Source organism: Arachidicoccus ginsenosidivorans (assembly GCF_007971385.1).
Classification (GTDB): domain Bacteria; phylum Bacteroidota; class Bacteroidia; order Chitinophagales; family Chitinophagaceae; genus Arachidicoccus; species Arachidicoccus ginsenosidivorans.
Window position 1 is genome coordinate 3,024,326 of the sequence record NZ_CP042434.1, and the last position, 15,412, is coordinate 3,039,737.

Genomic DNA, 15,412 nt, shown 5'->3' on the forward strand with positions numbered 1-15,412 from the left:
TTTTATCTTGGGTTTTGTTGCATTCCTGTCATTTCTATTACGTAGGTTGGGAACGGTAAGGCGAAACGTGGTGAATTAGGGGGCAATTCATATTCCTGGCCGTTGAGTATTCTTTTGAGTGTAATATTTGCATCTTCTTTGTTGAGACGTTTGATATCTTGCCATCTTAGGTCTCTCATTACTAATTCTTTGCGTCTCTCTTTTAGGATTGTTGAAATTGCTTCTTCACTATCTTTTGCTTGATAGGGCATAAATGTCCCTGTTTTCCATCTTTTAATTAGTAAATTATTTAATATTGTCATTGCCTCTGAAATTTTATTACTACGGGCGAGACTTTCTGCTCTGATCAAATATTGTTCATCAGTAGCAAGACCTTGAAAATAATTTAATTTACCTGAATAATTACCATAGAATGCGTGTGACCCGTCTGAATTTTCCTTAAAAAAGATTGATTTTCTTAAATCGTTTGTTGAATAGCTCTGATATAGATTTGAATCTATTTTTGCCCAAAAATTTAATATAGGCCCACTTCCACCAGTTACGTAGAATATTGTTTCCACGTTGTAAGCAGGAACCGAATATTTTATATTGGAGTTTAGGTCGTTGTAATCTAATAATTTACTATTTAATTGCAATGAAGAATCAGCATATATACCGGCTTTATCATAGTTTCTCATTGATAAATAAACTCTTGCTAATAATGCATATGCAGCACCTTTTGAGGGCCTTAATACATGAGCTGGATAAGGGGTTAATATTGGAATGGCCTTTAATAAGTCGCTAATTATCTGATCATATGTTTCTTTTACAGTGGCTCTGGTAGACTTTATATTGAAATCAGATGATATTCGCAGAGGAATACCTAAATCAATTGGGGCAGTTTTGTCGTCATATGCATTAGCATAATTGACAGCCAATCTAAAAAACTCCAAAGATCTGTAGAAGAGAGCTTCACCCTTTACATTATTCCTGTCTAGTTCAGTAGAGTTTTGAAGGTTTATTTTTGTGATATGGTCCAAGACCACATTGGTTGTATAAATAGTGTTATAAATTAATGACCAATCATTAGTTGTGCCTGGCGTAACATCTTCTCCCCAAATATAAGATCTTCTTTCGGCATCATCCATGGTTTCCCAATCCGCATATGTTAAGTAATAATCGTCAGCACTTGTTTCACCGAGACCCCAACCATAAATGTTCATGTAGTTGCTATTATCCATTAGTGCCTGAAGGTCTGCGAGGGTGGAAGGGGTTACCAATTTCTTGTCCGGTTTTTTGTCCAGATATTTTTTACAGCCAGAACCTAACAATATTGTTATTAGTATAAATATATTTAATTGTTTCATTACGTGATTTTTAAAAGGTGAATTTTAAGGCCAAGGAAAAGCTTTTAGTTGGAGCCATTGAATTGGGATAATCTGGATCTATAGTTTTATCTCCTGCTCTCCATAATATTTCTGGATTATTAATCATGGCGGTTATAGACATGTTATCGAAAGGCATATGTTGACGTCTAGTATTAGAAAGTAAGTAGCTTATTGAAACATATTGCAATCTGATGTTATCAGCCTTTTCGGCCAGAATATCAGAAAACATATAGAAGTTGTCTCTACTATTATTAAGTGGATATTCCATTGATGGAACATTAGTCTTCTTTTCATCCCCTGGTTGTTGCCACCGGTTATAATAATCAAGATCTCCATACCCGTTTTTAATTAGATCGTAATAATTTATAGTTGGTTTCCTGTAATAATATCCTAAACGATAAACGATATTGGCGCTAAGCGTAAAGTTTTGGTATGAAATTGAATTTAATAGTGATCCGTAAAATGTAGGTGTTGCTGAGCCACTAAAAGTTAGCTGGTGATAATCCTGATTGGCAAGACCTGAGTAGTCTTTACTAATATCTCCTTCTAGCATTCCTTGTGGATCTCCCGTTTGTGGATCTAATCCTGCCCATTTATAGCTTACAATACCATATATGGGATATCCAACCAATGGATTTATACTAATCCCATTACTAACCAATGAAGAAGAAGTCCCCTTTGCTAGGAAGTATTTTGTTATTTTAGAATGGGTGATATAACCTTTTAATGCTATATTCCAACCTATCGCTGCTTTTATGGGTGTACTTAAAAGGGAAAAGTCCAAACCATGTCCGTTCATATTGGCCGCATTGTATAGCATTTGAGATGCGCCTGTGGTTGTTATGTCTACTGGAGCAAATCCTAGGAGATCTTTACCTTTCTTTTGATAATATTCTATTGAACCAGAAAGGATATCATTTTTTACTGCGAAATCAAGCCCTATATTTAGCATACCTGTTTTTTCCCATCTGAGATCTGGATTTCCAAATTGAACTACATTGGCTTGATTGAAATTTGTATTTGGATCATTGCCAAAATATTTTAAAGTAGTCACCGCAGATGCACTTTGATCGACATTTCCACTGAATCCATAAGTAGCCCTTAATTTTAGATAATTTATGGTGTTGCTTTGCCAGAACTTTTCCTTGTTAATGATCCAGGAACCGCCAACTGACCACAATGGATTCCATTTGTCATTGGTATTAACGCCAAATAGATTAGAAGCATCTCTTCTGGCACTAGCGGAAAATATATAACGCTGTTTAAACGTATAGGCACCATTGGCAAATACTGATACAAATCTGTTATTTGATTGACTTTCACTTTGACCATTTGGAATATACATACTATAACCTGGGATGATCGTAGGATAGGGATTGATAAAATCTACATTTCCGAATGTTAATATTTCGTCATCGTAGCCATACAGGAGGCTTCCATCGCTTTGATTAGTAATGTCCCTGATTTCTGAACCCATTAAAACTGATACGTCATGATCTCCAAATGTTTCATGGTAATTTATTTGACCTCTTACGCTATTTGATTCCATAATGGACTGTCCCCTACTTAAAATACCTCCATAGGGAACCTTATAAGATACCTGACCAGTTCCAGGATCAATCTCTGTAAATTTATTGATCATGTCCCTTGTTGAGAAGCTTTCTGGATCACTAAGGTTTTTGGAGTTGTTTTGTTGTCTTTCATACTGATATTGTAATAATAGTTTTATTGTTTTAGTTGGGCGGTACTGTAAATCTACATTGCCTACTACATCCTCCGTAATTGCTGATGACCTTGCGTGCTTATAGTCCTCCAATGGGTAATAGTGCCAATCAAGCAAATGACCAGATCCTATGGTATCAATATATGGACGGCGATAGACATGGTTGATGGCTAAAGGTGTGCCATCTGTGCTGGCAAATTGGGCATATGGGTATAATCCTAATCTTAAATTTTCATAAGAAGGCTTGCCGGAAGCAGTATTGGTTCGGTTATACATTAGAGATGTTTTTAACTCCAATGATTTGATGGGCCTAATTGTATTTTCCAAATGCAAAGTTAAGCGATCATATTTGGAATTGAGATTACTGACCTGTTTGTTATAACCTGCATCTATATGGTATGCGTCCTTTTGAGAGCCTCCATCAATGTTTATGGTATACTGCTGCATCGAGGCTTTCTGATAAATATATTTGTCAAAGTCGTCAAATACACTATGTGTCCCAAGATTAGTAAGTTCATTTTCTGCAGTTTCATGGGAGATTAGCCCACTTCTCTCCTGAAATAGGATCTCATAGGCAGGCGAAAAGGCTGGTCTTAATAAATTGGCCGTATCACTAAAACGGTACTCTTTCTCAAATAAGAATTTTTCCAGATCGATATAATCTGGTGAGGAAATTTGCCTTATATAATCCAGATTGGGCTTGTCCATTATTTTTATGCTTGAATTAATGGACACCTTTAGGGGTTGATTGTAATTGCCCTTTTTAGTAGTAATAACAATAACACCATTACTAGCCCTGGTTCCCCAAATGCTAGCGGCGGCCGCATCCTTTAAGATGGTTATACTTTCTACGTCATCAGGGTTAATATTATTAATATTACCTTCATAAGGAAAGTTATTAAGGACAACTAAAGGGGCCTTGTCACCGTATATGCTGCTGAGCCCTCTAATGGTCAAATGAGGTCTTTGCGTTCCATTGTCGAACAGTACACTACTTGTGCCGTCTAACCTACTGATTATGTCTCCAGAAACTTGTCGATTCAGATCCTTATTGCTTATCAGTTCAAATGAACCGGTTGCCCTTTCTTTGGGCAAGGTCTGGTAACCTGTATTTACCATTACCTCAGAAAGGTTATTGGCTTTTGGCGCCATATTTAGTTGTAATGGCCCTGCATCTAACCCAACTGGTTGTTGTATGGTTTGATAACCAATTCTTTTCAATATTAGTGTGTCGGTATTTGCAATCAGGAGCTTAAACTGCCCTTTCTGATTTGTGATTGTGCTCCTTTTACTGCTTTTGGCTGTTATTGTTACCGCTTCTAATGGATTCAAAGTAGCAGAATCGGTAACGACTCCTTGAATAATTTGTGCTTTGGTACCGAGCGCAACTAAAAGGAGTAGAAATGATAATGTTATTGTTTTCATATGTGGATTGCGTTTGACCCGCCGGTTTTTTATTAGTTGTGGTTATTTTTTTCAATAGTCACCAATTCAACGGTTCTAATCCCTCTAGTTAACTGGAGGCCTTGTTCATTTAATATTTTCATCGTTAACTCCCGTTGTTTATAAGGGTGTTTAGGCAGGTTAATTTCGATATTATCTGGTGAGTTTGTTTCGTTTAACACTAGATAGAATCCATTGGCAGTCAGTATATTTGTGAGTCCTTTCATATTGACGTTAAGATGCGTAAAATTTGGATCTTTATCATATTTGTTGTTGCTTGTATTATGACTATCCGGTTTGTCTATTTTTTTTAGGATGTAGCAGGGTATTTGTACTTTTTTAATTGAGTCTTAATACTTAAGTTTTGTTCAAGATCATTTTTCATTATACTTTTATAATGAGCTTTTGAGACGGTATCAGGTATGGTTATTTCATAACAATACATAGAATCCTTTAAAGAGCTACTTCTCATTGTGTCAATAAATGAAACTGCGTTATTTTTGATCAAGACAAATTTGCTCCTTGAAATTCCATATACATTTGTCAGTTGATTTACTGGAGAAGAATTGATACAATATAGACGCCTTGTATGATTGATCGTATCAAGTGTAATGCCAGCGCAGCTGGGCACTCCTTCTAGCTTCTTTGTAAATATGGATTTATGGATTAATCGATCCATGTTGCCTCCATTCCCATTTATAAGTAGGGGTAAATCCCTATTAAAATCCATTTGGTCAACCTTTTGTTTAAGTTTGATTTGAGGGTTGCTGTAGGCTGCAAGCAGGTTTTCTAATGTAACTTGACTTTCATCAGTTGCGGCAATTAGTTTTCCTTCTGGAGATATCCACACTTCATGGGGAACCATGCGGTGGGGGAATAGTGAAAATTTTACCGAATCCATCAGAACAAAGGGCAGCTGGATTGTTCTTGTTGTGCTATTCCATTTTTTCTTAATGAATTTGGAGACCACCTCATTTGAAATGTCGTCACAAACAACAATTATTTGAATACTGTCTTTTAGTTTGTTTTGCAAGCTGTTAAGCTTAGGAACTAGCGGTATACAGGCACCACACCATGTTCCAAAGAAATCCAGTATAACCAACTTGCCCTTGAAATCAGATAGTTTAAACTGTGTTTTGGTTGAATTCATCACATGGTTAAAGGTCAGGTCGGGCACCTGATCGCCAACTGATAGGGGTTTTATTTGCTGTGCGGTTAGGTTAATTGCGAGCATAGCTCCGCCAATAAAGCATAGAAGCTTTTTCATAAATGGTCTCGTTATTCAGTTTAATAAAATATTTAAAACAGAATTGGTAGGTTGGTGGTATGTAGAAATAATCCCTTATAGGGCATCTCCTCCCTATATTGGATTTTTTGGTTTACAGGCAAATAATATTAGTAATTTTGATTCATATGAATAGCAACACTGGTTTTTAAAAATAAAAAGCAGATTTCTGAATCTTAATGTTTGTATATAATAAAATAAATTTCTCATCCTTTAATGGTTTTAGGACGAGTCTATAAGTTTTTTTCATAAAAAAGCGCGAAGCCAAACTTATCGTAACTGAGGCCGTCGGAGGCCCTGCACACGAATAAGAGAGGCCCGCGCAGTAACGCAGGCATTCTACTTATCGTCTTGTGTGCGTGAAAGTTCCGACGTTTCAGTTACAAGACTCTAATGCGAATGCCTTCAAATTAGATTTTGAAGTGAATCGCAAAATTATTGAAATATTGTTTGATTAATTCAATTTAATTACAAATCTGGTATAAAGATAGTAAATAAAATTTAAAAGTGGGTTATATACCACTTTATTTTTTGTAATTTTATTTGATTTTACACCCCATTATGGGTGAAGATAAGTATGCATATGAACTTGAACGCTTTGGAAAGCGAATTAAAAAGCTTAGACTTGATAGGAACCTTCGGCAACTTGATTTAGAGGTCGAGACTGGTATTGATAGAACTGACATAAGTAAAATTGAAAATGGCTTGAAGAATATTGAATTTTTTACTATGGTTAGATTAAGCTATGCCATGGATGTTACATTAGAGGAGTTATTTAATACGCCATTGTCCGATGAAGATTAACTTTGCTTTTAATTGGAGCATGATGAAGTAGTTCTGATCAATTTTTAATTAAATTCGGCTTGCTAAATTGCTGCTAAATGGAGCCTTAAATCACTTGAGACTTAGGATAATAGTTGTTTCCCCTCAACGTCAAAATTCAATATTAAACAGATGGGAAACAAAAGAAGACTAATTTTTGACTCCTCTGGTAGTGTTGACTGCTATATTAATCTATAGTAAGGTATAAGACGGAGTAGCTGGCTTACTCGGAGGATATTCTGCTGCTGGGCCAAAGAAGCGTCTAAGCCACCGTTTCATATTTTGGTTGGATTGCTAGAATAGGTTCGGTCATTTTGGATATTCTTATTTGGGGTTTTATGCCCGGTAGTGAACTTTCAGCTTTCCGGAAAAGAAAATAGACCGGTAAGTGCTTAATAAATCTGATAGGTCTTTGACGGCTTTTGCATTTTATGCCATAATGATCTCTCCCAAAGCCTGGCTTATCGGCCACTGCTGTCCTTGTTGTCGTAGAATATTATATATGGTCAGGGTTTAATAAAGCTGCGGTCACAGTCTCTCCCGATTAAAAAGGCTAGGATATATTAGATTCTGCTTTGATTGGTTTTAGCCCTCATCATATATTTAAACCTATACGTTAATTAATAGGTTGCCTATCATATTTTTTAAAAGGCCGGAGCGATCCTTTGAGAGGGAGCTGTCGCTGTGGATATTGCTAACGTATTTTCATCACCAATTCTCTTCTACATGCCTGTACTTTCACATTGTTTAATCGGGCAGTGGCAGAATTAAGTGCCAGGTGTAACCGTTGGAAATAAGATAAGAAAAGCGGGTAATTATTAATTTGTATTGAATTTCAGTTAGTTTGAGATGTGGATGGCCGTATTTGAACTTTATATGGGTTGGCATCATGTGTCCAGGATAAAATAAAATTGGTGATTTCAGGAAATAAATTTTACTTTGTGTCAGAATAACGCAAAGTAAAATGGAAAAGCAATTTCATCAATACCAGAATCCCGCAGTAGCAATAGACCTAGTTGTATTTGGATATACTCAAAAGCAACTGTCAGTTTTATTGCTGAATAGAAAAGACGCTCCCTATAAAAACGGGTGGACACTTCCAGGGGCTTTTGTCCAGATGGATGAGACTTTCCAGGATGTTTGCTTGCGCATATTAAATTCTAAACTGGGATTGTCAAATTTATTTCTGGAACAGCTATACAGTTTTGACAGGTTGGATAGGGATCCACGTGGCAGGGTGATTTCTGTATCCTATTATTCATTGATTAATCCTGAATTGTTCACCCTAACAGCAGGAACAATGGCAAATGATGTAGCTTGGTTTGGGGTTGATGAGCTGCCTGCACTGGGATTTGATCACAGTGCCATTCTGTCGACTGCAATAAAAAGACTTAAAACGAAAATATTATATGATCCTGTCGGATTTGAACTACTGGACGAAGAATTTACGATGACAGAATTGCACGAATTATATGAATGTATTCTGGATTCTAGTATTGACCGTAGGAACTTCAGAAGAAAGATTCTTGATTCAAATTATATTATTGCCACTGGGAAAAGGAGAGAAGGCCTCAAGAACAGACACCCTGAGTTGTACTGTTTTAATAAAGACCTAAAACAAAATAATTTTCATCTAAATATTACATTATCATGATGTTATCACCAATTCTGCTAAAAGATGGCTATAAAGTCGGACATAAATTTCAGTATCCCGATGGAACAACTTTGGTCTATTCAAATCTAACCCCAAGAAAATCAAGAAATGAACAGGTACAAGAAATCGTATTTTTCGGATTGCAGTATTTTATCAAAGAATATCTTATTGACCAATTTGAACGCCTTTTTTTCAAATTACCCAAAGAAAAGGTAATTTCAAACTATGCCAGACGAATGGATCATTATCTGGGTAAAGACTCCATTAGCTACGATCATATTGCAGCCTTACATGATCTGGGATACTTACCCCTTGAGATAAAAGCCATCCCTGAAGGAAGTCTGGTTCCAATGCGTGTCCCCGTTTTTACGATTAAGAATACGAAACCTGAGTTTTTCTGGCTGACCAATATGCTGGAAACCATTTTGAGTGATATTATCTGGAAGCCGTGTACCTCTGCTACAACGTCATTTCAATACTATAAAACATTTATCAGATTCGCCGATGAAACGGTAGGTGCAGATAGAAGTTTTATTCCCTGGCAAGGGCATGATTTTTCCTTCCGCGGTATGAGCGGTTTAGAAGATGCCATGCTTAGTGGTGCTGCACATTTGCTTTCATTTGCAGGTACCGATACCATTCCAGCAATTGATTTTCTGGAATCCTATTATAATGCTGATTGCGAAAAAGAATTGATCGGCGGATCGGTTCCTGCCACCGAGCATAGCGTAATGTGTATGGGGTTGCAGGATGATGAGCTCGGTACATTCAGAAGGCTTATTGAGGAAATCTATCCCAAAGGTGTTGTGTCCATCGTTAGTGATACTTGGGATTTCTGGCAAGTAATAACGGTCTTTCTGCCAGCATTAAAAAGCCTGATACTTACCAGGGATGGGAAAGTGGTCATTCGACCTGACAGTGGTGATCCGGTAAAGATCATAATAGGAGATGAAAATGCGCCAATCGGTAGCCCGCAATATAAGGGCGCTATTGAATGTATGTGGGAGGTGTTTGGCGGAACTATTACTCCAAGGGGCTATAAGTTACTGGATGGCCATATTGGATTAATATATGGGGATAGCATTACTACAGAACGGCAGTATGCTATATTAGATGGGTTAAAGGCCAAAGGCTTTGCAAGTTATAATGTAGTTTTGGGAATAGGTTCGTATACTTATGAGTACGTGACCAGGGACACATTTGGATTTGCGATGAAAGCGACTTATGGGGAAGTGAATGGTGTAGGAAGAGATATTTTTAAAGATCCTAAAACGGACGATGGCACCAAAAGTCAGCGAAAGGCCTGATGCAGGTATTTAGAAATGAGAAAACCGGAAAACTGGAATTAAAGGACCAATGTACTTGGGCTGAAGAGGCAGAGGGGGAACTAAAGACTGTTTTTAAGGATGGTAAATTGTTGGCTGATGTTTCCTTATCCGAAATTAGAGAAAGAATTCAAAAAAACATATTGTAGAAAAATGGAATCAACAACACTCTATCGCCCAGTCGGCCTGAAGGAACTGGAACTGATTGCCCGTACTGATTGGTGCTCATTTCCGGCAAGATTATCCTGGCAGCCAATTTTTTATCCTGTTTTGAACAGGGAGTACGCTTGCCAGATTGCACGGGATTGGAATACACAGGATGCATTCTCAGGTAACTGCGGCATTGTGACCATGTTTGACGTGGATCAGGATTACCTTGTAAAACATGAAGTAAGAAATGTTGGAGGAAAAATCCATGATGAGCTTTGGGTTCCCGCAGAAGAACTTGAGGAATTTAATATGAATATTGTTGGAAGGATCCAGGTAATAGATGCATTTTTTGGATCTGGCTTCATTATGCCATCTGATCAGGTCTTACAAAGTACACTTTCAAAGTTTTTAAAATGAAATACAATATTGAGTATTTAAAACTAAGCTATAGAATATTACAGGAGGATATCGATGCGATTGATTTTCAGTTTTTTAGTCCCGATTCTTCTTCAGCAGAGACTTTGCTGACCAGCAATTACCTCAGCCAAAGTTGGATTGCGCCATTTAAGGTAAATGGCGTGACATTTCCCACGGCAGAGCATTGGATGATATATCAAAAGGCAAGGCTATTTGAAGACCAAGAGATCGCAGCAAAGGTTATGAGCACAAAACATCCTGACGATGTAAAGTCCCTTGGTCGCAAAATAACAGGATTTGTGGAAGAAGTCTGGGACTGTCATAAGTATAATATTGTATTAGAAGGCAATTATTGTAAATTTTTACAAAACGAATCGCTTCTAAATATTCTATTGGCCACTAAGACGGCCATTCTTGCAGAAGCAAGTTCTACTGATGAGGTCTGGGGAATCGGGTTATCCATGGAAGATAACCGTATAAGGAATCCACTTCTTTGGCCGGGTCAGAATTTATTAGGGTTTGCATTGATGGAAGTACGAGATTTATTAATAGAAAATTATGAAAATGAGAAATGATAAAGGTTGATATCTTGATGATTCCCTACGGAAGGGATATATTATATGTATAGTAAGCGCTCAAGAAAAGATAGCCTTTTTTATTAATTTAAAAGTTAATATGATGAATATTCTAAACCTAATAAACGAACAGGGGTCGACAATCAAATACCAGCGTATTATATTCCCTGATGGGCAGCCCCATATAAAAATGGATATGAATAGTATTGGAGGCTTGGATAGAGGAGCTCCATTAAGAATCATTTGTCGGCTGGCAAGCGCGAATGATTTGCTTTTACTGCTTTTTGTAAAAAATACCTTGGATTATCTGGAGTTTGTAAATGTGGAAGTTTGTGTTTCTTACCTACTGGCAGCAAGAATGGACAGGGTAATGCTTGATGGAGAGCCTTTCTCTTTGAAAGTTGTTGCTGCTATCCTAAATCAGGGTGATTTTAAGAAGGTCAAGGTGTTCGATCCTCATTCGGAAGTGACCAACGCACTATTCAACCGTTCTTATAGTATTACTAATCATGAATTTGTGAAGGATGCTTTAGAGCACTATTATGATTTTCACCCAGCGACGCAGTATTGCCTTGTATCTCCTGATGCTGGAGCCTTGAAGAAGATTCATAAATTAGCCGTTTACTTGAATGCTTCATCGATTGTTGAGTGCATGAAAGAAAGAGATTTAAAAACGGGTGAACTGACCAATTTTAAAACCACGGCGGACGATCTGCATAATAAAACCTGTTTTATTATTGATGATATCTGTGATGGTGGTGGGACTTTTGCTGGTACAGCGTCCCTGCTCAAATCAAAGGGAGCGGCAAAAGTTATTCTTATTGTAAGTCACGGTATTTTCAGTAAAGGAGTGACTATTGAAAATATTGATGATATTTATACTACCAATTCATATAAGGAGATTGCAGGTGTGAAGTGTTTCCCCATTGAAAAATACCTCTGATGTCGGCCTGAAAATGAAAATCTTGTGAGAAATAATGTTTCCACTTAACGTCAAAATTCAATATTAAAAAGACGGAAAATAAAGGAAGATTATTTTTTAAAATTCTCAGGCAGTACTGGGCGGTGTAATTATTTTTGTCAATGGTGGTATCCAGTGCTTTATTAGCTTAATTCATCATCCCAAGAAGTGGAAAATAAAAATAATATTGGCCAATCATATGCGCTTAAATCTACAGGAACTAGAATCACCTGCTTCGCTACCCCAAAAGTATGAATTTGTATTTAGATACTCCCACACGGGTACTGGAATAATATGAATAGTATACTTGATTGGTAATCTTTCCGCTAACCAATTTCAGCCAGAACATGCTATTTTGCCACCATTAGTCGATTTTGACCTATGTCAAGACTTTTTAATGTAGAATATCGCATCTTTGAATCTCAATTTGTGGTATGGATCCTATATATATTGAACTAGCGACATTATTAAGGGATAAACTGGCGCTCTCTAAGGAGGATATAGCCCCGGCAGAACGGCTTTTTAAACCTGTTGACATAAAGAAGGGGCAGCATCTTCTGGTAAAAGGCCAGATAGCGGGCCGGCTGTTTTTTATTAATAAGGGGTGTTTGCGACTGTATTATAGCAATGAGAACCTCTCGATGGCTACCCGGTTTATGGCGTTTGAACATACCTTTTTAACCTCCATAGTCAGTTTTATTTCCCGGAATCCCTCTGCTGAATATATAGAAGCCGTGGAGGAATCTCAGCTACTGGCAATAACCCACCAGGACTTTTTTAGGCTCAGAAGTCAAATGCCCGTTTGGGATAAGGTATACGTGTATATTTTGGAATATGGGTTAACTGTTATCAATAACAGACTCAGCGGGCTGATTACGCAAAATGCCACAGAAAGGTATCGTAATTTATTGAGAGACAATCCAGAACTCATTCAACGGCTATCTAATGTTAATCTGGCATCCTACCTGAATATTTCCCCGGAAACACTTAGCAGGATCAAATCAAACTTGTAAAATACATCAATAATGAGAAGTGACGAAGTAAAAAAAGGTACGCAGCGCGTACCCCATAGAGCCTTATTAAGAGCTACTGGACTTAAAAATGAAGATTTTGATAAACCCTTTATTGGAGTCGCTAATTCTTTTATTGAGATTATCCCAGGCCATTTCTTCTTAAATAAGGTGAGTGAAATCATTAAAGAAGAAATTAGAGCAAATGGCTGTGTCCCTTTTGAATTTAATACAATAGGCATCGATGATGGCATCGCAATGGGCCATGACGGTATGTTATACTCTTTACCGAGCCGGGAGCTAATCGCAAATTCCATAGAAAGCGTGATGAACGCTCATAAACTGGATGCTATGATCGCTATTCCTAACTGTGATAAGATTGTGCCGGGAATGATCATGGGCGCGCTTCGTGTAGACGTACCAACCGTTTTTGTCAGTGGAGGTCCCATGTCTAAAGGCTATAAGCAGGATGGAACACCAGTCGATTTGTCAACGGCCTTTGAGGCCGTTGGCAAATATGAAGCAGGAAAGATGAATGAAGCAGAACTGCTGGATATAGAATGCAATGCATGCCCGTCTGGTGGTAGTTGTTCTGGTATGTTTACTGCAAATTCAATGAATACCCTTATGGAAGCTATGGGGATTGCATTACCTGGTAATGGCACCATATTAGCGCAAACACCTGAAAGAGAGGAACTATACCGGAAAGCCGCCAGGAGGATATGTGCTATAGCCAAAGATCAGGCAGCCAGAGAGAAATTCAAGTTGAAAAATATCCTCAATGAAAACGCCGTAAGAAATGCTTTTGCGGTAGACATGGCCATGGGCGGAAGTACCAATACCGTGTTACACATGTTGGCGATTGCCAGGGAAGCCCAGGTAGACTTTCAGTTAAAAGATGTCAACCAAATGTCAAAAAGAGTCGCCCATATTGCCAAAATATCTCCTAGTCTAAGTACGGTTCATATGGAAGATATCAATAAGGCCGGTGGAGTGAATGCGGTGATGAAAGAAATAACCAAAAGAGGGAATGGCGTGCTTATGGATAATTTGATGATAACGGGAGAGACGCTTTATGAGCGTATAGCGGATGCCCGTATTATCGATACCAGTATCATTCGGACAATTGATAACCCTTATAGTGAAGTAGGAGGCCTTGCCATTCTATACGGTAATCTAGCCGAACAGGGTGCAGTTATTAAATCCGCGGGTATAATAGGAGAGCGGAGCTTTACGGGGAAGGCTGTATGTTTTGATGGCCAGACAGAAGCCATCACCGGCATTCTGGCCGGGGATGTTCAGCCTGGAGATGTTGTGGTGATCAGATATGAAGGGCCTAAAGGAGGACCCGGCATGCAGGAGATGCTCAGCCCTACCAGTCTGATTATGGGCAAAGGGCTCGGAAGTTCCGTTGCGCTGATTACTGATGGAAGGTTTAGCGGAGCGACCAGGGGGCTTTGTATTGGCCATGTTTCTCCTGAAGCTGCCGAAGGTGGAATGATCGGCCTTATACAAAATGGTGATGAAATCCATATCGATGTCGATAATTACTGCCTGTCGGTAAATCTGTCTGAACAGGAAATTCAAAAGCGTAAGGTGGCATTTGTACCCAGAAAAAAGACCGTAACATCCAGGTGGCTCAGCCAATATAGAATGCTCGTTAAAAATGCCAGTAGCGGAGCAGTGCTCGAAGCTGAATAATAATAATATTGTAAGAAAAAAAGTTTTAAAATAGTTCTTTGAACTTGGATAGGGAAATTGTTTCGACGGGTGATTCCTGCCACTCCAACTATGCTTTTTCACCAATAACCAGCAGTTTGGCATTGACGCAGAGTGCAAGATTATATAGGTACTCGTCTTCGGGTCAGGGCATTGAACATCGAATTCTTCGGCTATTACAGATGAAGATATACTATGAACCAAAGTTAAATAAGATCTTTTATTCAAAGGAAGCCGTTTTTTAATTTTTGGATAGTCAAGGACGCGGGCGAGTTCTTCGACAAGATTATTGTCGATAAAGATTTCCAGAGCATTTTGAATCACATACGCTTGTAACCAATCGGTCTTCCGGTTGATAAAGATAGTAATGAGTGTATTGACGTCAATGACAAAACGTTTAACCTTTTTTCTTTTTACGGGCATTGGTACGTGCTTCTTTAACGAGTGCGACTACTTCATCTTCGGGGAGATTGTCAGATCTAGTGCTGCTATCTATTTCTTTGGCAAGGTCAGAAATGTTTTTTTTATTCAGGTTCATCCATAGTAATTTCTGTTCCGACAGGCTCATTCGACTGATATTGTCAACCAGTAAAGCGAAAACGGAAGGCTCGTTTTGAAATTGTGTAGAAATGGATTTAACGGCGCTCATTTTATAAAACTTGTTATACTAAAATAGTGTTTTTTTCTGACATATAAAAGGTTGTGCATGCCTAGGTGTAAAATAAATGTCAATATATGTGGGATGGACTCCCATTTGGTAAATCGGCTTAAGAAAGTGCGATAAAAAAACGCCCGAACCAGGCTGATTCGAACGTTTCTTTTGTGGTGTGGGCCGGGATCGAACCGGCGACACAAGGATTTTCAGTCCTTTGCTCTACCGACTGAGCTACCGCACCGCTGTAAGGGAGTGCAAATGTAAATTGGAAAACAATAAAAACAAAATTCTGGTAGAATTATTTAA

The 15,412-nt window shown here is 38.1% G+C and carries 12 protein-coding genes, 1 tRNA gene and 1 pseudogene; 8 read left to right on the forward strand and 6 right to left on the reverse strand.

Annotated elements, in window-relative coordinates; translation table 11 throughout:
• Positions 1-2: 2 nt before the first annotated feature.
• The 3 genes from FSB73_RS12055 to FSB73_RS12065 all read right to left on the reverse strand — a co-directional run bounded on the left by FSB73_RS12055 (position 3) and on the right by FSB73_RS12065 (position 5,800).
• Positions 3-1,346 carry a RagB/SusD family nutrient uptake outer membrane protein gene (locus FSB73_RS12055; RefSeq protein WP_146782397.1) on the reverse strand — a complete coding sequence of 448 codons (1,344 nt, stop codon included), beginning with the start codon at positions 1,344-1,346 and terminating at the stop codon, positions 3-5.
• Positions 1,347-1,356: 10 nt separating this feature from the next.
• Positions 1,357-4,515: a SusC/RagA family TonB-linked outer membrane protein gene (locus FSB73_RS12060; protein ID WP_146782400.1), complete on the reverse strand. Its 3,159-nt coding sequence runs from the start codon at positions 4,513-4,515 to the stop codon at positions 1,357-1,359.
• A gap of 328 nt (positions 4,516-4,843) precedes the next feature.
• Complete coding sequence (locus tag FSB73_RS12065; protein WP_146782405.1) at positions 4,844-5,800, reverse strand: TlpA family protein disulfide reductase; 957 nt, start codon at positions 5,798-5,800, stop codon at positions 4,844-4,846.
• 579 nt (positions 5,801-6,379) lie between these two features.
• On the opposite strand from FSB73_RS12065, the gene FSB73_RS12070 reads away from it, so the two are divergent.
• The 8 genes from FSB73_RS12070 (at position 6,380) to ilvD (ending at position 14,433) form a co-directional block, all read left to right on the forward strand.
• Positions 6,380-6,622 (forward strand): helix-turn-helix domain-containing protein, encoded by a 243-nt coding sequence (locus FSB73_RS12070; protein ID WP_146782408.1) that lies wholly within the window; start codon positions 6,380-6,382, stop codon positions 6,620-6,622.
• Between the two features lie 982 nt (positions 6,623-7,604).
• Positions 7,605-8,294 carry an NUDIX hydrolase gene (locus FSB73_RS12075; protein ID WP_146782412.1) on the forward strand — a complete coding sequence of 230 codons (690 nt, stop codon included), beginning with the start codon at positions 7,605-7,607 and terminating at the stop codon, positions 8,292-8,294.
• A complete protein-coding gene (locus FSB73_RS12080; protein ID WP_225973963.1) occupies positions 8,291-9,601 on the forward strand; it encodes a nicotinate phosphoribosyltransferase in 1,311 nt (436 codons plus the stop codon). The genes FSB73_RS12075 and FSB73_RS12080 overlap by 4 nt, the downstream gene beginning before the upstream one ends.
• 171 nt (positions 9,602-9,772) lie before the next feature.
• A complete protein-coding gene (locus FSB73_RS12085) occupies positions 9,773-10,186 on the forward strand; it encodes an ADP-ribosylation/crystallin J1 (RefSeq protein ID WP_146782416.1) in 414 nt (137 codons plus the stop codon).
• A complete protein-coding gene (locus tag FSB73_RS12090) occupies positions 10,183-10,761 on the forward strand; it encodes an NADAR family protein (RefSeq protein ID WP_146782418.1) in 579 nt (192 codons plus the stop codon). Before FSB73_RS12085 ends, FSB73_RS12090 begins: the two co-directional genes overlap by 4 nt.
• 100 nt (positions 10,762-10,861) lie before the next feature.
• On the forward strand, positions 10,862-11,704 hold the full coding sequence (gene prs, locus FSB73_RS12095; RefSeq protein WP_146782422.1) for a ribose-phosphate diphosphokinase: 843 nt from the start codon (positions 10,862-10,864) through the stop codon (positions 11,702-11,704).
• 452 nt (positions 11,705-12,156) lie between these two features.
• Complete coding sequence (locus FSB73_RS12100) at positions 12,157-12,735, forward strand: Crp/Fnr family transcriptional regulator (RefSeq protein WP_225973964.1); 579 nt, start codon at positions 12,157-12,159, stop codon at positions 12,733-12,735.
• Between the two features lie 12 nt (positions 12,736-12,747).
• On the forward strand, positions 12,748-14,433 hold the full coding sequence (ilvD, locus tag FSB73_RS12105) for a dihydroxy-acid dehydratase (RefSeq protein ID WP_146782425.1): 1,686 nt from the start codon (positions 12,748-12,750) through the stop codon (positions 14,431-14,433).
• Positions 14,434-14,577: 144 nt separating this feature from the next.
• Here the strand turns inward: ilvD and FSB73_RS27595 are convergent.
• The 3 genes and pseudogenes from FSB73_RS27595 to FSB73_RS12120 all read right to left on the reverse strand — a co-directional run.
• Positions 14,578-14,874: pseudogene (locus FSB73_RS27595) on the reverse strand (putative toxin-antitoxin system toxin component, PIN family); the annotation flags it as partial.
• Positions 14,849-15,100 (reverse strand): hypothetical protein, encoded by a 252-nt coding sequence (locus tag FSB73_RS12115; RefSeq protein ID WP_146782428.1) that lies wholly within the window; start codon positions 15,098-15,100, stop codon positions 14,849-14,851. The pseudogene FSB73_RS27595 and the gene FSB73_RS12115, both read right to left, overlap by 26 nt.
• 174 nt (positions 15,101-15,274) lie before the next feature.
• Positions 15,275-15,347, reverse strand: a tRNA-Phe gene (locus tag FSB73_RS12120).
• Positions 15,348-15,412 lie beyond the last annotated feature (65 nt).